The sequence below is a fragment of the Streptomyces sp. NPDC007164 genome (genome assembly GCF_040634135.1).
GTDB lineage: Bacteria > Actinomycetota > Actinomycetes > Streptomycetales > Streptomycetaceae > Streptomyces > Streptomyces sanglieri.
Map to the genome: position 1 here is coordinate 83,871 of NZ_JBEYFB010000025.1, position 20,465 is coordinate 104,335.

Below are 20,465 nucleotides of genomic sequence, written 5' to 3' on the forward strand. Positions count from 1 at the left end.
CTCGCGTCCTTCTGACCCCGGCCTACGGCCTCGCCGACAGCCGGGCTCGCGTTTTTCTGACCCCGGTCTACGGTGTCGCCGACAGCCGGGCTCGCGTTTTTCTGACCCCGGCCTGCCGCCTCGCCGACAGCCCGGTCTACGGCCTCGCCGACAGCCGGGCCAGCGCCTCGGGGGCCTCGTCCACCGTGTCCACGAGCGCGATCCGGTGCTCCATCGCCCGGCCTGCGGCCAGCGCGCGCAGCAGCGGCCAGGCGGGCAGGGCGCGCGTCCAGTGGGTGCGGCCGACCAGCACCATCGGGGTCGGCCCGCCGAGCGAGCCGTAGTAGTTCGGCGTCGCGTTGTCGAAGATCTCCTGTACGGTACCGGCCGCGCCGGGCAGGAAGATCACGCCCGCGGTGGAGCGGCTGAGCAGTCCGTCCTCGCGCAGCGCGTTGGCGAAGTACTTGGCGATGCGGTCCGCGAAGGGGTTCGGCGGCTCGTGCCCGTAGAACCAGGTGGGGATCGAGACGGAACCGCCGCCACCCGGCCGGCGCCGGCGCACATCGAAGGCGGCCAGCGCCCAGTCGGTGACCGACGGGGTGAACGAGGGGGCCGCGGCCAGCAGTGCGCAGGCCTCCTCCAGCACGGCATCGGGGTGCGGCGCCACGTATGCCCCGAGGTTCGCGGCCTCCATCGCGCCGGGCCCGCCACCGGTGGCCACCGTCAGACCGTCCCGAGCCAGGGTCCGTCCCAGCCGCGCCGCGGCGGCGTATGGGGCGCTGCCGCGGGCCGTCGCGTGGCCGCCCATCACCCCGACCACGGCGGCGCCGGTGAGGAACTCGTCCAGCGCGTCGGAGACCGCGTCGTCGTGCAGCGCCCGGAGCATCGAGGCGAAGGTGTCACCGTTCGCCCGGGTCCGCTGGAACCAGCGGTACGCGCGGGCGTCGGGCGTCGCCGCGTAACCGCCGCCCGCCAGCCCTTCGTAGAGCGCGTCGGGGGTGTAGAGCAGGCCGCGGTACGGATCGAAGGGGAGTCCGGGCACCGGCGGGAAGACGAACGCGCCGTCGGCCCGCACCTTCGCCGCCGCCTCCGGCTCCATCCGGCAGCCGAGGAAGACGGCGCCGGCCGTGTCGGCGGCCAGCAGCGCGGCGCCGCGGTCCGTCAGGTCGACGGCCTGCACCCGGTGCCCGGCCAGCGACCCCGAGGCGACCGCCGCGTCGAATGCGGCGAGCGAGTCGATCTCGGGGCCGGGCGGGGGACTGGTTTCGTCCGGATTGTCCACGCTGTCATGCTACGTAGCCGCCGGGTGCGGGTGCCCTGCGGCGGCCCGCGTCCTCAGACCGTCAGCGGCAGTGCGGCCAGCTCCGCGATCAGCCAGGTCAGCGGGGCGAAGACGATCAGCAGCGCGGTGGCGCGCAGGGCCGTCGCGGCCCGCAGCGCCGACACCGGGGCGCCGAGCCGCAGCAGCGCCTGCGCCGTCTGCTCGCGGGCCTGCCTGGCCTCCAGTGCCGAGGTCAGCAGCGTCGCCGTGGTGCAGCCGAGCACGAGGACCGCGCCCAGCACCGTCAGCGGGCCGAGCGGGCGGGCCTGCGTCCCGTACAGCGCGTAGGCGGCGACCGCCGCGGCCAGTACCGCGCAGACCACACCGAGCGGGCGGCCGATCCGCCGTGACTCGTCCATCAGCACCCGGCCGGCCAGCAGCCGTACGGCGCCGGGGCGCGCCGCCTGGAGCAGCCGCCCGCACAGATGGGCCAGCCCCGGGCCCGCCACGGCCAGCCCGGCCGCCGTCAGCGTCCATCCCGCCAGCACCCCGGCCGGGGTGGCGTCGAGCCTGCCGGGCAGCGGGAGCAGGCTGTGGCCGTCGCCCCGGCTCATGTACGCCTCGATGGCGAGGCCCGCCGAGGTCAGCGCCACGCCCCAGGGCAGCCCCGTGGGCGGCGCGGCCGGACCCGGTGCCTCCGGCTCCGTCAGCACCTCCGAGGCGGCGTTGTCCGGGGCCGCCGCCGGGACCGGCTCGGCGCGCAGCGCGAACGCGCTCGCCCCCGCCGAGGCCACCGGCACCAGGGCCAGCAGCACCAGCGCGGCGGCGAGCGGCAGCGGGGCCTCGGCGTCGAGCAGCCCGGCCGCCGCGCCGTCGAACGGCAGCCCGGACAGGTCACCGCGCAGATGCAGGTAGAACAGCAGCGCCACCATCGAGCCGAGGGTGCAGGAGACGGCGGTGGAGACGGCGGCGAGCACCGCGAGCCGGACCGGCCCGAGGCCCACGGCGGACAGTCCGGAGCGCGGCCGGGTGCTCGGGTCGGTGCGTGCGACCGCGACCGCGAACTGGACGGTGGCGGCGAACGGCACGAGGCACCACAGCAGGCGCAGCACGGCCCCGGTGGAGTGTGCCGGATGCCCCGAGGCGTAGCCGAGGGCGCACAGCAGCAGGAAGCCGACACCGGCGGAGGCGGCGGCGACCAGCAGCCGCCGCAGCAGGACCAGCGGATGGGAGCCCCGGGCTAGACGGAGAGCGAGCACGCCGCGCGGCCCTCCGTGTCGGACACGGCGGGCAGGGCGACGGTGGCGACGCGGCGGCCGTCCAGCAGCGGGACCGTGCGGTCGGCGAGGGCGGCGATCTCCGCGTCGTGGGTGGCGAGCACGATCGTGATGCCGTGCGAACGGGCCGCGCTGGTGAGGGTGCGCAGCACATGCGTCCGGTCGCCGCGGTGCAGGGTCGCGGTCGGTTCGTCGGCGAAGATCACCGTGGGGGAGGCCGCCAGGGCGCGGGCCACGGCGATCCGCTGGCGCTGCCCCTGGAGCAGGGTGTGCGGTCGTTGCCTGGCGCAGGTGCCGATGTCGAGCCGCTCCAGCCACTCCAGGGCGGTCTTCTTCGCCTCCCGGTGCGAGGCGCCGCGCAGCAGCAGCGGAAGGGCGGTGTTCTCCCAGGTGTTCAGCTCGGGCACCAGCTGGGGCTCGGGCGCGATCCAGCCGAACCGGTCGCGGCGCAGCCGTTCGCGCAGCCGGGGGCCCATGGTGTGGACGGGGACGCTGTTGAACCACACCTCGCCCTGCTCGGGCACCAGCTGGCCGGACAGGCAGTGCAGCAGGGTGGTCTTGCCACAGCCCCGGGGACCGGTCACGGCGAGGATCTCGCCGTCGCGGACGCCCAGGGAGACGCCGCCGAGCGCGGGTGAGCCGTTGTGGGAATGGTGCAGGGAACGCGCCCAGATCACGTCGTTGTCCGGCGGGGCCACCATGGCGTACACCTCGGTTCAGATCGTAATTCCCGTCCCCCGTACGGGGGAACGAAGCCAGGGCCGATCGGTCACTCGGCACCGTAGGGATTCGAACCGCGGTGAGCGCACAGCACACGGCCCGGATGCGCCCCTTCCCACTCGAATGGGCGCATCCGGGCCGTGTGGACCGTATGAGGATGACGGCTGGAAGCCGGTCGAACAGTGGTCAAGCGATGGTCAAGCGACGGGGCCGTCCGGCCGGCGGCCGGTCCGTGGTCGGCCGGCCGTCATGCCGGTCAGAGCTTGGTCCACGCCTCCGTGAGGACGGTGCGCAGGATGCCCTCGATCTCGTCGAACGTCGACTGGTCGGAGACCAGCGGCGGCGCGAGCTGGACGACCGGGTCGCCGCGGTCGTCGGCCCGGCAGTACAGGCCGTTGTCGTACAGCGCCTTGGAGAGGAAGCCGTACAGGACGCGCTCGGTCTCCTCGTCGGTGAAGGTCTCCTTGGTGGCCTTGTCCTTCACCAGCTCGATGCCGTAGAAGAAGCCGTTGCCGCGGACGTCGCCGACGATCGGCAGGTCGAGCAGCTTCTGCAGCGTCGTGAAGAAGGCGTTCTCGTTGTCCAGCACGTGCTGGTTGAGGCCCTCGCGCTCGAAGATGTCGAGGTTGGCGAGGCCGACCGCCGCGGAGACCGGGTGGCCACCGAAGGTGTAGCCGTGCAGGAAGGTGTTGTCACCCTCGTAGAACGGCGCGGCGATGCGGTCCGAGACGATGCAGGCACCGATCGGGGAGTAGCCCGAGGTCATGCCCTTGGCGCAGGTGATCATGTCCGGCACGTAGCCGAACTTGTCGCAGGCGAACATCGTGCCGAGACGGCCGAAGGCGCAGATGACCTCGTCGGAGACGAGCAGCACGTCGTACTTGTCGCAGATCTCGCGCACGCGCTGGAAGTAGCCGGGCGGCGGCGGGAAGCAGCCACCGGCGTTCTGCACCGGCTCCAGGAAGACCGCGGCGACGGTCTCCGGGCCCTCGAAGAGGATCTCCTGCTCGATCTGGTCGGCGGCCCAGCGGCCGAAGGCCTCGGGGTCGTCGCCGTGGATCGGGGCGCGGTAGATGTTGGTGTTCGGCACCTTGTGCGCGCCGGGGACCAGCGGCTCGAAGGGGGCCTTCAGGGCCGGCAGGCCGGTGATGGACAGGGCGCCCTGCGGGGTGCCGTGGTAGGCGACCGCACGCGAGATGACCTTGTACTTGGTCGGCTTGCCCTGGAGCTTGAAGTACTGCTTGGCCAGCTTCCAGGCGGTCTCGACGGCCTCGCCGCCACCGGTGGTGAAGAAGACCTTGTTGAGGTCGCCCGGCGCGTAGTCGGCGAGGCGCTCGGCCAGCTCGACGGCCTTCGGGTGGGCGTAGGACCACACCGGGAAGAAGCCCAGCTCCTGGCCCTGCTTGTACGCCGCCTCGGCGAGCTCGTGACGGCCGTGACCGGCGTTGACCACGAACAGGCCGGACAGGCCGTCCAGGTAACGCTTGCCCTGGTCGTCGAAGATGTAGGTGCCCTCGCCACGCACGATGGTGGGAACGGGCGCGTTCTCGTAGTCCGACATGCGGGTGAAGTGCATCCACAGGTGGTCGTACGCGGTTCGGCTGAGGTCCTTGCTCACGGCTATCGGGTTCCCCACATATAGGTCTGCTTCTTGAGCTTCAGGTACACGAAGCTCTCGGTGGAGCGCACGCCGGGGAGGGCCCGGATGCGTTTGTTGATCGTTTCCAGCAGGTGGTCGTCGTCCTCGCAGACGATCTCCACCATCAGGTCGAAGGAGCCCGCGGTCATCACCACGTACTCGCACTCGGCCATGGCCGACAGCGCCTCGGCGACGGGGTCGAGGTCGCCCTCGACGTTGATGCCCACCATCGCCTGCCGCCGGAACCCCACGGTGAGGGGATCGGTGACGGCGACGATCTGCATCACGCCCTGATCGAGCAGCTTCTGGACGCGCTGGCGCACGGCCGCCTCGGAGAGGCCGACGGCCTTGCCGATCGCGGCGTACGGACGGCGTCCGTCCTCCTGGAGCTGCTCGATGATTGCGAGGGAGACGGCATCGACCGCTGGTGACGATCCGTTCCCGGTCCTGGAGTCTGCGCTGCGACTGGCCACGCATCCACTCTGCACCGGGACTCGTCTGTCTGGCAACCCCAGATCGATGAAATTCGTTGTTTGAGGGTGCAGATCTAACTGAATCCGAAGTTCACGGCGGTTGGGCATGTCGAAAGCGACACCCGAGCGACTACCCTGGGCATCTCACCCATTGGACGTGTCGACAGGAGGGGTGGTTGTGACCACCGAGGTGCGCCGTCTGCGCAACTACATCAACGGAGAATTCCGGGACGCCGCTGACGGGCGGACCATCGATGTGATCAACCCGGTCACGGAAGAGGTCTACGCGACCTCGCCGCTCTCCGGGCAGGCCGATGTCGATGCCGCGATGGATGCCGCCGCGGCCGCTTTCCCCGCCTGGCGCGACGCCACGCCCGCCGAGCGCCAGAAGGCCCTGCTGAAGATCGCGGACGCCTTCGAGGAGCGGGCCGAGGACCTCATCGCCGCCGAGTCGGAGAACACGGGCAAGCCGCTCGAACTGACCCGTACCGAAGAGGTCCCGCCGATGGTGGACCAGATCCGCTTCTTCGCGGGTGCGGCACGGCTGCTCGAAGGCCGCTCGGCCGGCGAGTACATGGAGGGTCTGACCTCCATCGTCCGGCGTGAGCCGGTCGGCGTCTGCGCGCAGGTCGCGCCGTGGAACTACCCGATGATGATGGCCGTCTGGAAGTTCGCCCCGGCGCTCGCCGCGGGCAACACCGTCGTCATCAAGCCGTCCGACACCACCCCGGCGTCGACCGTGCTGATCGCCGAGATCATCGGCCAGATCCTGCCCAAGGGCGTCTTCAACGTCATCTGCGGCGACCGGGACACCGGCCGCGCGATGGTCGAGCACCCGACCCCGGCGATGGCCTCCATCACCGGCTCGGTACGGGCCGGCATGCAGGTCGCCGAGTCCGCCTCCAAGGACGTCAAGCGGGTCCACCTGGAGCTCGGCGGCAAGGCCCCGGTCGTCGTGTTCGAGGACACCGACATCGCCAAGGCGGTCGAGGGCATCTCCGCCGCGGGCTACTTCAACGCCGGCCAGGACTGCACGGCCGCGACCCGCGTCCTGGTCCACGAGTCCATCCACGACGAGTTCGTCACCGCGCTCGCCAAGGCCGCCGCCGACACCAAGACGGGGCAGCCGGACGACGAGGACGTGCTCTACGGCCCGCTCAACAACGCCAACCAGCTGAAGCAGGTCAGCGGCTTCATCGAGCGGCTCCCCGCCCACGCCAAGGTCGAGGCGGGCGGCCACCGGGTCGGCGACAAGGGCTACTTCTACGCCCCGACCGTCGTCTCCGGCCTCAAGCAGGACGACGAGATCGTCCAGAACGAGGTCTTCGGCCCGGTCATCACCGTCCAGAAGTTCACCGACGAGGCCCAGGCCGTGGAGTACGCCAACGGCGTGGAGTACGCCCTGGCCTCCTCGGTGTGGACCAAGGACCACTCCCGCGCCATGCGGATGTCCAAGAACCTCGACTTCGGCTGCGTGTGGATCAACACCCACATCCCGCTGGTCGCCGAGATGCCGCACGGCGGCTTCAAGAAGTCCGGCTACGGCAAGGACCTCTCCGCCTACGGCTTCGAGGACTACACCCGCATCAAGCACGTCATGACCTCGCTCGACGGCTGATACCCCGTCAGCAGGCAGGTCACGGCCCCGGGCGCCCGCCCGGGGCCGTGACCGTTCCCGGGCATCGAGCCGGTCCCGGGCATCGACAGGGTGTGCGGACGGAGCCGGTGCCGCTGGACGGTTGGTCCATTGCCCGCGCCGCCGGCCGACCGGCATCCTGCGCAGGTGCGAGCCACCCCGAAGAACCCCATGTCCCGCCGGTCCCTGCTGCGCGCCTTCGGAGCCACGGCGGCCGGTGTCACGCTGGCCGGCTGTGGAGTGCCCGCCGCCTATGTGGAGCCCGGTGACCGCGCCGGGCGCGACACCTCGGCGAGCGACCACAGCCTGCACTTCGCGAACTGGCCCCTGTACATCGACACCGACGACGAGGACGAGTCGAAGCGGCCCACCCTCGACGCGTTCGGCAGGCGGACCGGGATCTCCGTCACGTACACCGAGGAGATCAACGACAACGACGAGTTCTTCGGGAAGATCAGCCCGGCGCTGATGAACCACCAGGAGACCGGCCGGGACCTGATCGTCATCAGCGACTGGATGTCCGCCCGGTTCGTACGGCTGGGCTGGGTGCAGGAGATGGACCGGGCCGAGCAGCCGAACGTCGCCAAGTACCTGGATCCGCAGCTGCGCTCGCCCGCCTTCGACAAGGGCCGGCTGCACAGCGTCCCCTGGCAGTCCGGGATCACCGGCATCGCCTACAACCGCAAGAGGCTCGGCCGCGAGATCAAGCACCTGAGCGATCTGTGGGCGGACGACCTGCGCGGCAAGGTGACACTGATGTCCGGGCTCGACGAGTCCTTCGCCCTGCTGATGCAGGGCAACGGCGTCGACATCACCCGCTGGCGGCCGGACGACTTCTACCGGGTGTGCGACCAGGTCGAGAAGCTGGTGAAGAAGCGGCACATCCGCCGCTTCACCGGCAACGACTACATCAAGGACCTGTCCACCGGCGATGTGCTCGCCTGCCAGGCCTACTCCGGCGACGTCATCCAGCTCCAGGCGGACAACCCGGAGATCGAGTTCGTGGTCCCCGAGGAGGGCGCCGAGCTCTGGTCGGAATCGCTCATGATCCCCAACCTCGCACGCCACAAGCGCAACGCGGAGCGGCTCATCGACTACTACTACGAGCCGGCGGTCGCCGCCGAGCTGGCGACCTGGGTCAACTACGTCTGCCCCGTCCCGGCCGCCCGCGAGGTACTGGCCTCCTCCAAGGACGAGGAGACCGCTGCGCTCGCCGAGGACCCGCTGGTCTTCCCCGACGACGCGATGCGCAAGCGGCTCGCGATCGCCCGCGACGTCACCTCCGAGGAGCGCACCGAGTTCGCGAAGAAGTGGAACGCCATCGTCGGGTTGTGATCCGTACCCGGGGTGGCGTAAAGGGCCGGTAAACCCGGGCGTACGCTGCGGACATGAACGAGCGAAGAGCCCTTCTGAGGCGCATACGCGTGTGGTTGGTCGTCTTTATCGTCTGTCTGGTACTGAGCGGGCTGACCGCCTTTCCGCTCGTCCATGAACTCCACTGGGCCGAGGACCTGTTGAGGTCCTCGGCCTCTCCCGTACCGGAGCACTTCCCGGCCCTGATGGAGTGGATCACCAGGGTCCGCACCGGCCTCGACGAGGCCGACGCGAAGTACCCCTTCGTGCTGTACGGCACCGACTGGCTGGCCTTCGCGCACCTGGTGATCGCGGTTGCCTTCCACGGCCCCTACCGCGACCCGGTCCGCAACATCTGGGTCGTCGAATTCGGCATGATCGCCTGCGCGGGGATCATCCCGCTCGCCCTGATCTGCGGGCCCATCCGCTCCATCCCCTTCTGGTGGTCCGTCATCGACATGTCGTTCGGGGTCTTCGGGGTGATCCCGTTGCTCGTGGTACGCCGCATGATCAAGCGGCTGGAGGCCATGGTGCCGGTGCCGGTGCCGGCCCCGGAGCCGGCCGCCGCGACGGCCTGAGTCACCCGGCGCACTCAGGGCTTCCGCGCCACTGCGCCGGACTGCGCGACCCGCACCGCGCCGGGCTCGCCGCGCCGGTGCGCGCACGACACGATGCCCGGTGCATGGCGGTGACCCGGTCGCCGACCGCCCGGTCCACGGAGTGGTTGTCCGTGCCGCCGGAACGGTCAACGGATGCTGTGAGGCGGGGAGTTGACGATGACGTCGTGCAGGACGTCGACCCGGTTGGTGGTGATCGAGTCGACGCCGTGCCGGACGAGGCGGCGCATGGTCCGCCTGGTGTCGGCCGTCCAGGCGGAGACCAGCAGCCCGTCGCGGTGCAGCCGGTCCGTCAGTTCCGGGTCCACCAGACCGAACCGGTAGTTCAGCCAGCGCGGCCGCACCGCGTCGAGCAGCGTGGCGCGCGGCGGCGCGAGAGTCGTCCAGGTCATGGCGATCTCGGCGTTCGGGTCGGCGGCCCTGACCCGGAGCATCGCCCCGGGTCCGGCGCAGTAGTACGCCCGCTCGCCGGCCCCGCACTCGCGCACCACTCCGACGATCCTCGGTACGGAACCGTCGGTGGACCCCGGCAGATCGACCATCACACGGTGTGCCCCGGCGGCGAGCAGCGCCTCGCGCAGGGTGGGCACACCGCCCCGGGTCAGCTCGGTGAGCTCCGCGTGGGTCAGCCGGTCCAGCCGCACCTCATGACCCCACAGCCGCTTCAGCGTGGCGTCGTGCAGCAGGACCGGCACACCATCGCGGGTGAGCCGCACATCGATCTCGACCGCGTCCGCCCCTCGTCCGAGCGCGGAGCGGATCGAGGGCAGGGTGTTCTCGCGGACACGGTAGGGATCGCCGCGGTGGGCCACGGCGGTGACTGAGGTGACCATGGGGTCATTGTGACCACAGGGTCACCGGGCGGTGCGCTCCAGCCAGTTCGTGGTGTACGTGTCGATCTCGGCGGCCAGCGTCCGCTTGCCCGCCGCGTCGAGGTACGACGCTTCGACGGCGTTCTTCGCCAGCGAAGCGAGACCCCGTTCGTCCAGAGCGAGGAGGCGGGCGGCCACCGCGTACTCGTTGTTGAGGTCGGTGCCGAACATCGGCGGGTCGTCGCTGTTGATGGTGACCAGGACGCCGGCGTCCACCATCTCCCTGACCGGGTGCTGCTCGATGTCCGCCACGGCCCGGGTCGCGATGTTCGAGGTCGGGCAGACCTCCAGCGGGATGCGGTGCTCGGCGAGGTGGGCGAGCAGCTTCGGGTCCTGGACGGAGCTGGTGCCGTGACCGATGCGCTCGGCGCGCAGATGGGTCAGCGCGTCCCAGACGGTCCCCGGCCCGGTGGTCTCTCCGGCGTGCGGCACGGAGTGCAGGCCCGCGGCGATCGCCCGGTCGAAGTAGGGCTTGAACTGCGGGCGTTCCACCCCGATCTCCGGACCGCCGAGACCGAACGAGACGAGTCCCTCGGGCCGCAGGTCCACGGCGAGCCGGGCGGTCTCCTCGGCCGCTTCGAGCCCGGCCTCGCCGGGGATGTCGAAGCACCAGCGCAGCACGACACCCAGCTCGGCCTCGGCGGCCTTGCGGGCGTCCTCTATGGCCTCCATGAACGCCTGCTCGGGGATGCCGCGCCGGGTCGAGGAGAACGGGGTCACCGTCAGCTCCGCGTAACGGATGTTCTGCCGGGCCATGTCGCGGGCGACCTCGAAGGTCAGCAGGCGGACGTCCTCCGGGGTGCGGATCAGGTCCACGACGGAGAGGTACACCTCGATGAAGTGCCCGAAGTCCGTGAAGGTGAAGTAGTCGGCGAGCGCCTCCGGGTCGGTGGGGACCTCGGAGTCGGGGTGGTGCGCGGCCAGCTCGGCGACGATGCGGGGGGAGGCGGATCCGACATGGTGGACATGCAGTTCCGCCTTGGGCAGCCCCGCGATGAAGGGGTGCAGATCGGTCATCGGACTCTCCGGGGCGTGGGACGGTACGGGTGCCGGGCGCGGTCGGCCGGGCAGGGGACGGGGATCATCGTAGGCCGGGCCCGGCGGTGCACAGGGGGGCCGTAGCATGACGGGACCACGATGGGGGAGGCCCATGTCAGACAACACAGAGCAGCCAGAGGGCGGGGCCGCGCCGCGCGATCCGTGGGCTCCGCCGGACAGCAGGGTGCCGCTGGAGAAGCAGGCCGGCGATCCCCGCCCGCCCGCTGTGCACAGCCAGCCCACGGTCACCTCGATGCCGGGCGTCGGGGACGGCCCCGCGCCGGCCGACACACCACCGCCGGCCTTCGGTGCGCCGGCGCAGAACGGGCCCGTGCCCGGCACCGGATTCGGTCCCGGCCCCGGTGAGGTTCCGCCGCCGCCGGTCGGGCCGAACGGACCGGGCCAGCCGGTCCCGCCGGTCCCGGGCCAGTACGGCTACCCGGCCGCGCCCCCCGCGCAGTACGGCGGCTACCCGGCGTACCCCGGCTACAGCCAGGCCCCCTGGGGCGGTCCGCCGCCCTCCAACGGCATGGGTACCGCGGCCATGGTGCTGGGCATCCTGGCCATCTGCATGTTCTGCATCTACGGGATACCCAGCCTGGTCCTGGGCGTGCTGGCGCTGATCTTCGGCATCCTGGGCCGCAAGCGGGTGCAGCGTGGTGAGGCGACCAACGGCGGTCAGGCGCTCGCCGGGATCATCACGGGGTCCATCGGCATCGTCTTCGGTGTGGCGATCATCAGCTTCTTCATCTGGCTGTTCGTCTCCCACGCCGAGGAATTCGAGGACAGCGGCTACAACGACGATCCGTACTCGACGTCCCTGGTCGTCGACGTCACGCGGTAGGCCCTGATCGCGCCGGACGGGCTCCGGCCGCTCCCGCGGTCCGTCCCGCTCCCGATGGCCCGGCCCCGCGCTTCCGCGCGGCCGGGCCATCGGCCTGCCGGGCCACCGGGCGTCCCGGGCCCCTCAGGACGCGCGCAGCTCCGTCCGCGCGTCCATCAGCGCGAACCCCAGCAGATTCAGCCCCCGCCAGCTCGCCGGATCCCCCGCCCGGGGGTCGTCCGCAGCCAGCCCGATGCCCCATACCCGGTCCATCGGGCTCGCCTCGACCAGTACCCGGTCCCCGGTGTTCAGCAGGAACTCCCGCAGCTCCGGGTCGCCGCCGAACTTGTGCACACTGCCGGCCACCACCAGTGCGTACCGCTCGCGCTGCCACACCGCGTCGTCGAAACCGCGGACCAGCCGGCCCACCTTCTTCGCCACGGCCGGGCTCTTCGCCGCCACCGCCGCGGCCTCCGACTCCGCGTCGCCGAACAGCCGCGCCTTGCCGGCCATCATCCAGTGCTCCGCCGACGCGTACGTCACACCGTCGACCGTGAAGCGCGAGGGCCACCACTGACTGAGGCAGCTCGCGCCGATCCGGCCGTCGGGCCGGGGGCGGTGCCCCCAGAAGTGCAGGTACTTCACCTTCTCGCCCCGCGCGCTCCGAGCCAGGAGATCGTTCATGTGTTCCATGACATGCGATTCTGACATCCGCCACTGACACTACGTACGGGGATTTCCGCACCGACGCGACACATGGTCGACAGATTCCGTCGCGTAACCAAAAGGCAACAACGGAATCACTTGTTGGGGTAGATCCCCTCTGCCAGGATCGGCACTCAAATCGAGCAGAGGCTACGCCGTCCCCGCATTCCGGGGCGCGGCGGAGGAGATCGTCATGGGCAACGGCATCCAGGTGCGGGACCGCTTCGCGGACGGCGCACAGTACATCGGCGGAAAGCTGCGGTCCGGAACATCGGGACGTCACCACGACGTGGTGAACCCGGCGACGGGAGAGACCGTCTACAGCTACGAGCTGGCGGGCACCGCCGACGTGGACGCCGCCGTCGCGGCCGCCCGCGAGGCGTTCCCCGGCTGGTCGGGCGCGACGCCCGCCGAGCGGGCCGAGGCGATGCACCGCTTCGCCGCCGTCCTCGCCGAGCAGGCCGACGACTTCGCGTACGTGGAGTCCCTCCAGTGCGGCAAGCCGATCAAGCTCACCACCGAGTTCGACGTGCCCGGCACCGTGGACAACACCTCCTTCTTCGCCGGGGCCGCCCGTCACCTGGAGGGCAAGTCGGCCGCCGAGTACGACGGCGACCACACCTCGTACGTGCGCCGTGAGGCGATCGGCGTCGTCGGCTCCATCGCACCCTGGAACTACCCGCTCCAGATGGCCGCCTGGAAGGTCCTCCCGGCCATCGCGGCGGGCAACACGATCGTGCTGAAGCCCGCCGAGATCACCCCGCTCACCTCGCTGATGTTCGCCCGGGCGGCCACCGAGGCGGGCATCCCGGACGGTGTGGTCAACATCGTCACCGGCGCCGGCAAGGACGCCGGTGAGCACCTCGTCGGCCACCCGGACGTCGTGATGACCTCCTTCACCGGCTCCACCGCCGTCGGCAAGCGGGTCGCGGAGATCGCCACCTCCACCGTCAAGCGCCTCCACCTCGAACTCGGCGGCAAGGCCCCCTTCGTGGTCTTCGACGACGCCGACCTCGAAGCCGCGGTCAACGGCGCGGTCGCCGGGGCGCTCATCAACACCGGCCAGGACTGCACCGCCGCCACCCGCGCCTACGTCCAGCGCCCGCTGTACGACGCCTTCGTGCAGGGCGTCGCGGAGCTGATGGAGACCGTCCGGCTCGGCGACCCCTTCGACCCGTCCACCGACCTCGGCCCGCTGATCAGCCACGCCCAGCGGGACCGGGTCGCCGGATTCGTCGAGCGGGCCCGCGGGTACGCCACCGTCGTCACCGGCGGCGAGGCCCCCGGCGGCGAACTGGCGGCCGGCGCCTACTACCGGCCGACGCTGGTCGCCGGAGCGGTCCAGGACAGCGAGATCGTCCAGTCGGAGATCTTCGGCCCGGTCCTGGTCGTGCTGCCCTTCGACAGCGACGACGAGGGCATCCGGCTCGCCAACGACACCCCGTACGGACTCGCCGCCTCCGCCTGGAGCCGGGACCTGTACCGCGCCAACCGCGCCACCCGCGAGATCAAGGCGGGCTGCGTCTGGGTCAACGACCACATCCCGATCATCAGCGAGATGCCGCACGGCGGATACAAGGCCAGCGGCTTCGGCAAGGACATGTCCTCGTACTCCTTCGAGGAGTACACGCAGGTCAAGCACGTCATGTACGACAACACCGCGGTCGCCCGCAAGGACTGGCACCGCACGATCTTCGGGGACCGATAACCCGGCCGACCCCCGGCCACACACACCCGAAAGGGCAACGCGCATGGAGCAGTACGAGCCCGAGCGTCTCTCCGCGGCCCAACTCGCCGCGATGCGACGCAGCCTCACCAGCGGCCGGGGCGCACTGACCCGCCGATCGCTGATCCGCGCCTCCGGCATGGGGGCACTGGCGATCGGCGGGCTGGGCACGCTGAGCGCGTGCGGCATCCCGCCCGCCAAGCGGGAGGGGGACGCCGCCGCGGCGTCCGACGACCACTCGGCCCAGGAGAAGCAGATCAACTTCTCCAACTGGACCGAGTACATGGACGTCACCGACGACGGCAAGCACCGGCCCACCCTGGAGGCGTTCACCAAGCGCACCGGGATCGAGGTCAAGTACACCGAGGACATCAACGACAACGTCGAGTTCTTCGGCAAGATCAAGCCGCAGCTCGCGGCCGGCCAGGACACCGGCCGCGACATCATCTGCGTCACCGACTGGCTGGCCGCCCGCATCGTCCGCCTCGGCTGGGCGCAGAAGCTCGACGCGTCGAACCTGCCGCACGCCTACGCCAACCTCTCGGCCCAGTTCCGCTCCCCGGACTGGGATCCGGGCCGTGCCTACTCCTACCCCTGGGCGGGCATCCCGGCCGTCATCGCCTACAACTCCAAGGCGACCGGCGGCCGCAAGGTCGACTCCGTCACACAGCTCCTCGACGACCCGAAGCTCAAGGGGCGGGTCAGCTTCCTCTCGGAGATGCGCGACTCCATCGGCATGACCCTGCTCGACATGGGCAAGGACCCCGGCAACTTCACCGACGCCGACTACGACGCCGCGATCGGACGGCTCCAGAAGGGCGTCGACAAGAACCAGATCCGCCGCTTCACCGGCAACGACTACACCGCCGACCTCGACAAGGGCGACATCGCCGCCTGCGTCGGATGGGCCGGCGACGTCATCCAGCTCCAGGCCGGGAACCCGGACATCAAGTACGCGATACCGGCCGCGGGTTACGTCATATCCAGCGACAACCTGCTGGTCCCGGTGAAGGCACGGCACAAGACCAACGCCGAGAAGCTCATCGACTACTACTACGAGCCCTCGGCCGCCGCGGAGCTCGCCGCGTACATCAACTTCGTCTGCCCGGTCGACGGGGTCCGCGACGAACTGGCCAAGATCGATCAGGCGATGGCCGACAACGTCCTGATCCTCCCGGACAAGGAGATGGCGTCCCGGTCGCACGCCTTCCGCTCCCTGACCAGCAAGGAAGAGACGGCGTACGAAGAGAAGTTCGCCAAGCTCATCGGCGCCTGACCGCCGCTCCTCTCCAGCCCCGATCCCCCTCTGACACCACTGGGACCGCGATCCATGACACAGCAGCAGACCGGCGGCGACGTCCGCCTCACCGGGATCAGCAAGACGTACGGCTCCTTCGAAGCCGTCAAGCCGCTCGATCTGACCGTCCCGCAGGGCTCCTTCTTCGCGCTGCTCGGCGCGTCCGGCTGCGGCAAGACCACCACCCTGCGGATGATCGCGGGCCTGGAGGAGGCGACCACCGGCACGGTCTCGCTCGGCGGCCGCGACATCACCGGGCTTCCCCCGTACAAACGGCCCGTCAACACGGTCTTCCAGAGCTACGCGCTCTTCCCGCACCTCGACATCACCGAGAACGTCGCCTTCGGCCTGCGCCGGCGCGGCATCAAGTCGGTGAAGAAGCAGGTCGACGAGATGCTGGAGCTCGTCCAGCTCGGCGACTTCGCCAAGCGCAAGCCGCACCAGCTCTCCGGCGGCCAGCAGCAGCGCGTCGCCGTCGCCCGCGCCCTGATCAACCACCCGCAGGTGCTCCTGCTCGACGAACCGCTCGGCGCCCTCGACCTCAAGCTGCGCCGCCAGATGCAGCTGGAGCTCAAGCGCATCCAGACCGAGGTCGGCATCACCTTCATCCACGTCACCCACGACCAGGAGGAAGCCATGACCATGGCCGACACCGTCGCGGTGATGAACGGGGGCCGGGTCGAGCAGCTCGGTGCCCCCGCCGACCTGTACGAGAACCCGAGGACGACCTTCGTCGCCAACTTCCTCGGCACCTCCAACCTCATCGAGGGCGAGATCGTCTCCGCCGGCACCGACATCGTGGTGGCGGCGGGCGGCGGCAAGCTGCGGCTGCCCACCGACCGGTGCACGGCCCCGACCACGAGCGGCGGCAAGCTGCTCCTCGGCATCCGCCCGGAGAAGATCTCGCTCGCGCACGCCGACGACGCGGACGCGATCACCGACGGCCGCAACCGGGTCACCGGCCGGATCGTCGACTCCAGCTTCATCGGGGTGTCCACGCAGTACGTCGTGGAGAGCCCGGCGGGCAAGGCGCTCCAGGTGTATGAGCAGAACATCGAGCGTGATGCGCGTCTCACCGCCGGGGCAGAGGTCGTCCTGCACTGGAATTCCGCGCACACCTTCGGTCTGGACGCCGCCCAGTCCATGCTTGCGGGGACGATGGGCGACGCCGGTGTGGAGACGGTGGAGGACGCGGCGTGAGCCTCACCAAGGAGGCGCCACCGGCGCCCGTCACGGCGGAGCCGGCGATACGCAGGCCCTCCACCCGCAAGCGCCTCGTCCCGTACTGGCTGCTGCTCCCCGGCATCCTGTGGCTGATCGTCTTCTTCGCGCTGCCGCTGGTCTACCAGGCGTCGACCTCCGTGCAGACCGGATCCCTGGAGAAGGGGTTCGAGGTCACCTGGCACTTCCAGACCTACTGGGACGCGCTGACCGACTACTACCCGCAGTTCATCCGGTCCCTGCTGTACGCCGGCACCGCCACCGTCCTGTGCCTGCTGCTCGGCTACCCGCTCGCCTACCTCATCGCGTTCAAGGCGGGCCGCTGGCGCAACGTCGTCCTGGTGCTGGTCATCGCGCCGTTCTTCACCAGCTTCCTGATCCGCACGCTCGCCTGGAAGACGATCCTCGCGGACGGCGGCGCGGTCGTCGACGTACTGAACACCCTGCACGTCCTGGACGTCACCAGCTGGCTCGGCTGGACCGAGTCCAACCGGGTGCTGGCCACCCCGATGGCGGTGGTCTGCGGTCTCACGTACAACTTCCTGCCGTTCATGATCCTGCCGCTCTACACCTCGCTGGAGCGGATCGACGGCAGGCTGCACGAGGCCGCGGGGGACCTGTACGCCACCCCCGCCACCACCTTCCGCAAGGTCACCTTCCCGCTGTCCATGCCGGGTGTCGTCTCCGGAACGCTGCTCACCTTCATCCCGGCCAGCGGTGACTACGTCAACGCGGAACTGCTGGGCTCCACCGACACGAAGATGGTCGGCAGCGTCATCCAGACCCAGTTCCTGCGGGTCCTGGACTACCCGACGGCGGCCGCGCTCTCCTTCATCCTCATGGCGGTCGTCCTGATCATGGTCACCGCCTACATCCGCCGCTCCGGGACGGAGGACCTGGTCTGATGCCCGTACTGCGCTGGATACGCCGGAATCTGATCGTCATCGCGGGTCTGCTGACCCTCGCGTACATGATCCTTCCGAACGTCGTCGTCATGGTGTTCTCGTTCAACAAGCCGAACGGGCGCTTCAACTACTCCTGGCAGCGCTTCTCGCTGGACGCCTGGAAGGACCCCTGCGGCGTCGCCGACATGTGCGGCTCGCTCTCGCTGTCCCTGCAGATCGCCGTCTGGGCCACCATCGGCGCGACCGTGCTGGGCACGATGATCTCCTTCGCGCTGGTCCGCTACCGCTTCCGGGCGCGCGGCGCGATCAACTCGCTGATCTTCCTGCCGATGGCGATGCCCGAGGTCGTCATGGCCGCCTCGCTGCTCACCCTCTTCCTCAACATGGGCGCACAGCTGGGCTTCTGGACGATCCTCATCGCACACATCATGTTCTGCCTGAGCTTCGTCGTGACGGCCGTCAAGGCGCGCGTGATGTCGATGGACCCGAGGCTGGAGGAGGCGGCCCGCGATCTGTACGCCGGACCCGTGCAGACCTTCCTGCGGGTGACACTGCCGATCGCCGCCCCCGGAATCGCGGCGGGCGCGCTGCTCGCCTTCGCGCTCTCGTTCGACGATTTCATCATCACCAATTTCAACGCGGGCTCCACCGTGACCTTCCCCATGTTCGTCTGGGGATCGGCGCAGCGCGGCACGCCCGTGCAGATCAACGTCATCGGAACGGCGATGTTCATCATTGCCGTGATGGTGGTGGTCGTCGGCCAGCTCATCGCGAACCGGCGCAAGAACAGCGCACGATAGAAAGCCCTGAAGGAGTTGGAAACCATGGCCCCAGCTGCCATGCGTACTGCTGCACAATCACTCTCCGACGCGAAGCCCGTCCCGTTCTGGCTGGACGACCCCGGCAAGCCCGCCGCACTGCCCGCGCTCACCGGTGACGAGCACTGCGACCTGCTGGTCGTCGGCGGCGGCTACAGCGGACTGTGGACCGCGCTGATCGCCAAGGAGCGCGAACCGGAACGGGACGTCGTACTGATCGAGGGGCACGAGGTGGGCTGGGCCGCCTCGGGCCGCAACGGCGGATTCTGCGCCGCCTCCCTCACCCATGGCCTGCCCAACGGGCTGGAGCGCTGGCCGGACGAGATCCGGAAGCTGGAGGAGCTCGGGGAACGCAACCTCGACGCCATCGAGGCCGCCGTCGCCCGCTATGCCATCGACTGCGCATTCGAGCGCACCGGCGAGATCGACGTCGCCACCGAACCGCACCAGCTCGAAGAGCTCCGGGAATGGCACCAGGAGGCCGAGAAACTCGGTTTCACCGGAATGGAATTCCTGGACCGGGACGCGCTGCGAGCCGAGGTCGACTCACCGACCTTCCTGGGCGGCCTCTGGGACCGGCGCGGGGTCGCCATGCTGCACCCGGCCAAGCTGGCCTGGGGCCTGAAGCGGGCCTGCATCGACCTGGGCGTGCGGGTGTACGAGCACACCCGGGGCCTCGAACTGGCCAGGACCGCCACGGGAATGGCGGTCCGCACCCCGTACGGAAGGGTCTTCACACGCCGGGTGGCCCTCGGTACGAACATCTTCCCGTCGCTGGTCAAGCGGGTGCGCCCGTACACCGTGCCGGTCTACGACTACGCGCTGATGACCGAGCCGCTCACCGCCGATCAGCTCGCCTCCATCGGCTGGAAGAACCGGCAGGGGCTGGGCGACAGCGCCAATCAGTTCCACTATTTCCGGCTGTCGGCCGACAACCGGATCCTGTGGGGCGGCTATGACGCGATCTATCCGTACGGCGGCCGTATGAGCGCCGATCTCGACCAGCGTCCGGAGACCTTCCTCAAGCTCGCCGGACAGTTCTTCGACTGCTTCCCGCAATTGGCCGGGGTGCGTTTCAGCCACGCCTGGGGCGGGGCGATCGACACCTGTTCGCGCTTTTCCGCGTTCTTCGGCACGGCCCATCAGGGACGGGTCGCCTATGCCGCCGGATTCACCGGACTCGGCGTCGGCGCCACCCGTTTCGGGGCCGATGTGATGCTGGATCTGCTGGCGGGCGAGCGGAACGAACGGACCGCGCTGGAAATGGTCCGCAGCAAGCCGATGCCGTTCCCGCCGGAGCCCTTCGCCTGGGCCGGGATCGAGCTGACCAAGCGGTCCCTGGCCAGGGCGGACGACAACGGCGGCCGGCGCAATCTCTGGCTGCGGACGATGGACCGGCTGGGGCTCGGCTTCGACAGCTGAGACCGCCCCCCAATTGCCGGTCGGTCCAAGTCCGAACGGTCCGGTCACTCCTGGGGGTGACCGGCCCGTTCTCCGTGAATTCGTCGGCCGAACCCGCGTAATCGATCGGCGCCACCTCTCTCTCCCGTGTGAACGCACCGGCACTGCATGGCCGGTGCACACGGAATGGAGACAGGTCATGGCTGGCGCGGGGGTCAAGGCAGCGGTCGAATGGCTGGCATCGGTGGCGCCGGATCCGGACGCGTGCCGGTGGGAATGGGAGCGCAATCCCCGGGGGGTGACGCTCCTTCCCGCCGGGCGGCGCTGGGACGTGCTGATTCTTCCGGGGGAGCTGGGACGTCCCACCCTGGACGTACTGACCCGGCTCATCGACCGGCCCGGGCCCGTCCTCGGGGACTTCGGCGATGCCCGCACGGGCTTCTTCGTAGCCCCGGGCACCGCCGCCCGCTGGGTCGGCACGGGGGTACGGGGCGCGGGGCGGGGGACCTGGATCGTGGTGCCCCATCCGGGCCGGGCGGCCGGCAGCGGGGTGCGCTGGCTGATCCCGCCCGACGGTTCGGGAACCCTCACCGACGCGACACTCCTGGAGCTGGCGATGCACGAGGCGGCGGCCGGACGGGCCGAGAGCGGCGGGGACTGACGGCGACCGGACGGGCGGCGGGAACGGCGTACGCCGTCGACCC

Annotated in this window: 19 protein-coding genes; 11 read left to right on the forward strand and 8 right to left on the reverse strand. The window is 70.2% G+C overall.

Going from position 1 to position 20,465, the window contains the following annotated elements; genetic code table 11:
* Positions 1-136 precede the first annotated feature (136 nt).
* From ABZ622_RS27060 to ABZ622_RS27080, 5 genes are all read right to left on the reverse strand, one after another.
* Positions 137-1,261, reverse strand: a complete 1,125-nt coding sequence (locus ABZ622_RS27060) for a Rossmann fold nucleotide-binding protein (protein WP_360547379.1) — start codon at positions 1,259-1,261, stop codon at positions 137-139.
* A gap of 53 nt (positions 1,262-1,314) precedes the next feature.
* Complete coding sequence (locus tag ABZ622_RS27065) at positions 1,315-2,499, reverse strand: hypothetical protein (protein ID WP_360547381.1); 1,185 nt, start codon at positions 2,497-2,499, stop codon at positions 1,315-1,317.
* Complete coding sequence (locus ABZ622_RS27070; RefSeq protein WP_360547383.1) at positions 2,481-3,218, reverse strand: ATP-binding cassette domain-containing protein; 738 nt, start codon at positions 3,216-3,218, stop codon at positions 2,481-2,483. The genes ABZ622_RS27065 and ABZ622_RS27070 overlap by 19 nt, the downstream gene beginning before the upstream one ends.
* Before the next feature lie 275 nt (positions 3,219-3,493).
* Positions 3,494-4,873 (reverse strand): aspartate aminotransferase family protein, encoded by a 1,380-nt coding sequence (locus ABZ622_RS27075; protein ID WP_072487209.1) that lies wholly within the window; start codon positions 4,871-4,873, stop codon positions 3,494-3,496.
* Complete coding sequence (locus ABZ622_RS27080) at positions 4,858-5,349, reverse strand: Lrp/AsnC family transcriptional regulator (RefSeq protein ID WP_176729251.1); 492 nt, start codon at positions 5,347-5,349, stop codon at positions 4,858-4,860. Before ABZ622_RS27080 ends, ABZ622_RS27075 begins: the two co-directional genes overlap by 16 nt.
* Before the next feature lie 178 nt (positions 5,350-5,527).
* On the opposite strand from ABZ622_RS27080, the gene ABZ622_RS27085 reads away from it, so the two are divergent.
* From ABZ622_RS27085 to ABZ622_RS27095, 3 genes are all read left to right on the forward strand, one after another.
* Positions 5,528-6,967 carry a gamma-aminobutyraldehyde dehydrogenase gene (locus tag ABZ622_RS27085; RefSeq protein WP_360547385.1) on the forward strand — a complete coding sequence of 480 codons (1,440 nt, stop codon included), beginning with the start codon at positions 5,528-5,530 and terminating at the stop codon, positions 6,965-6,967.
* A gap of 189 nt (positions 6,968-7,156) precedes the next feature.
* A complete protein-coding gene (locus tag ABZ622_RS27090; protein WP_360547439.1) occupies positions 7,157-8,320 on the forward strand; it encodes an extracellular solute-binding protein in 1,164 nt (387 codons plus the stop codon).
* A 53-nt stretch (positions 8,321-8,373) separates the two neighbouring features.
* Entirely contained in the window at positions 8,374-8,916 is a 543-nt protein-coding gene (locus tag ABZ622_RS27095) for a hypothetical protein (protein WP_360547387.1), read from the forward strand.
* A 167-nt stretch (positions 8,917-9,083) separates the two neighbouring features.
* On the opposite strand, the gene ABZ622_RS27100 is transcribed toward ABZ622_RS27095, so the two are convergent.
* Together ABZ622_RS27100 and ABZ622_RS27105 are read right to left on the reverse strand one after the other, a co-directional pair.
* On the reverse strand, positions 9,084-9,788 hold the full coding sequence (locus ABZ622_RS27100; RefSeq protein ID WP_360547389.1) for a glycerophosphodiester phosphodiesterase: 705 nt from the start codon (positions 9,786-9,788) through the stop codon (positions 9,084-9,086).
* Between the two features lie 21 nt (positions 9,789-9,809).
* On the reverse strand, positions 9,810-10,844 hold the full coding sequence (locus ABZ622_RS27105; protein ID WP_360547391.1) for an adenosine deaminase: 1,035 nt from the start codon (positions 10,842-10,844) through the stop codon (positions 9,810-9,812).
* 133 nt (positions 10,845-10,977) lie between these two features.
* Here ABZ622_RS27105 and ABZ622_RS27110 point away from each other — a divergent pair, with 133 nt between their 5' ends.
* Positions 10,978-11,709, forward strand: a complete 732-nt coding sequence (locus ABZ622_RS27110; protein WP_360547393.1) for a DUF4190 domain-containing protein — start codon at positions 10,978-10,980, stop codon at positions 11,707-11,709.
* Positions 11,710-11,832: 123 nt separating this feature from the next.
* Here the strand turns inward: ABZ622_RS27110 and ABZ622_RS27115 are convergent, their stop codons facing one another.
* Positions 11,833-12,381, reverse strand: a complete 549-nt coding sequence (locus ABZ622_RS27115; protein WP_360547395.1) for an NADAR family protein — start codon at positions 12,379-12,381, stop codon at positions 11,833-11,835.
* Between the two features lie 205 nt (positions 12,382-12,586).
* Between ABZ622_RS27115 and ABZ622_RS27120 the strand changes: the two genes are divergently transcribed.
* The 7 genes from ABZ622_RS27120 to ABZ622_RS27150 all read left to right on the forward strand — a co-directional run bounded on the left by ABZ622_RS27120 (position 12,587) and on the right by ABZ622_RS27150 (position 20,422).
* Complete coding sequence (locus ABZ622_RS27120; RefSeq protein WP_360547397.1) at positions 12,587-14,101, forward strand: gamma-aminobutyraldehyde dehydrogenase; 1,515 nt, start codon at positions 12,587-12,589, stop codon at positions 14,099-14,101.
* A 43-nt stretch (positions 14,102-14,144) separates the two neighbouring features.
* A complete protein-coding gene (locus tag ABZ622_RS27125; RefSeq protein ID WP_360547399.1) occupies positions 14,145-15,395 on the forward strand; it encodes a spermidine/putrescine ABC transporter substrate-binding protein in 1,251 nt (416 codons plus the stop codon).
* Positions 15,396-15,449: 54 nt separating this feature from the next.
* Positions 15,450-16,616: an ABC transporter ATP-binding protein gene (locus ABZ622_RS27130; protein ID WP_360547401.1), complete on the forward strand. Its 1,167-nt coding sequence runs from the start codon at positions 15,450-15,452 to the stop codon at positions 16,614-16,616.
* Positions 16,613-17,542 (forward strand): ABC transporter permease, encoded by a 930-nt coding sequence (locus ABZ622_RS27135; RefSeq protein ID WP_360547403.1) that lies wholly within the window; start codon positions 16,613-16,615, stop codon positions 17,540-17,542. Before ABZ622_RS27130 ends, ABZ622_RS27135 begins: the two co-directional genes overlap by 4 nt.
* Positions 17,542-18,342, forward strand: coding sequence for an ABC transporter permease (locus tag ABZ622_RS27140; protein ID WP_259934962.1), 801 nt, complete (start codon positions 17,542-17,544; stop codon positions 18,340-18,342). Before ABZ622_RS27135 ends, ABZ622_RS27140 begins: the two co-directional genes overlap by 1 nt.
* 24 nt (positions 18,343-18,366) lie before the next feature.
* Entirely contained in the window at positions 18,367-19,782 is a 1,416-nt protein-coding gene (locus ABZ622_RS27145; protein WP_360547405.1) for an FAD-dependent oxidoreductase, read from the forward strand.
* Between the two features lie 178 nt (positions 19,783-19,960).
* Positions 19,961-20,422 (forward strand): hypothetical protein, encoded by a 462-nt coding sequence (locus ABZ622_RS27150; protein WP_360547407.1) that lies wholly within the window; start codon positions 19,961-19,963, stop codon positions 20,420-20,422.
* The last annotated feature ends 43 nt before the right edge of the window (positions 20,423-20,465 follow it).

Bases quoted from the DNA above. Each gene is read 5' to 3' on its own strand.
- ABZ622_RS27070 (WP_360547383.1), bottom strand. From the start codon at position 3,218: ATGGTGGCCCCGCCGGACAACGACGTGATCTGGGCGCGTTCCCTGCAC.
- ABZ622_RS27090 (WP_360547439.1), top strand. From the start codon at position 7,157: ATGTCCCGCCGGTCCCTGCTGCGCGCCTTCGGAGCCACGGCGGCCGGT.
- ABZ622_RS27095 (WP_360547387.1), top strand. From the start codon at position 8,374: ATGAACGAGCGAAGAGCCCTTCTGAGGCGCATACGCGTGTGGTTGGTC.
- ABZ622_RS27100 (WP_360547389.1), bottom strand. From the start codon at position 9,788: ATGGTCACCTCAGTCACCGCCGTGGCCCACCGCGGCGATCCCTACCGT.
- ABZ622_RS27105 (WP_360547391.1), bottom strand. From the start codon at position 10,844: ATGACCGATCTGCACCCCTTCATCGCGGGGCTGCCCAAGGCGGAACTG.
- ABZ622_RS27110 (WP_360547393.1), top strand. From the start codon at position 10,978: ATGTCAGACAACACAGAGCAGCCAGAGGGCGGGGCCGCGCCGCGCGAT.
- ABZ622_RS27115 (WP_360547395.1), bottom strand. From the start codon at position 12,381: ATGGAACACATGAACGATCTCCTGGCTCGGAGCGCGCGGGGCGAGAAG.
- ABZ622_RS27120 (WP_360547397.1), top strand. From the start codon at position 12,587: ATGGGCAACGGCATCCAGGTGCGGGACCGCTTCGCGGACGGCGCACAG.
- ABZ622_RS27125 (WP_360547399.1), top strand. From the start codon at position 14,145: ATGGAGCAGTACGAGCCCGAGCGTCTCTCCGCGGCCCAACTCGCCGCG.
- ABZ622_RS27130 (WP_360547401.1), top strand. From the start codon at position 15,450: ATGACACAGCAGCAGACCGGCGGCGACGTCCGCCTCACCGGGATCAGC.
- ABZ622_RS27140 (WP_259934962.1), top strand. From the start codon at position 17,542: ATGCCCGTACTGCGCTGGATACGCCGGAATCTGATCGTCATCGCGGGT.
- ABZ622_RS27145 (WP_360547405.1), top strand. From the start codon at position 18,367: ATGGCCCCAGCTGCCATGCGTACTGCTGCACAATCACTCTCCGACGCG.
- ABZ622_RS27150 (WP_360547407.1), top strand. From the start codon at position 19,961: ATGGCTGGCGCGGGGGTCAAGGCAGCGGTCGAATGGCTGGCATCGGTG.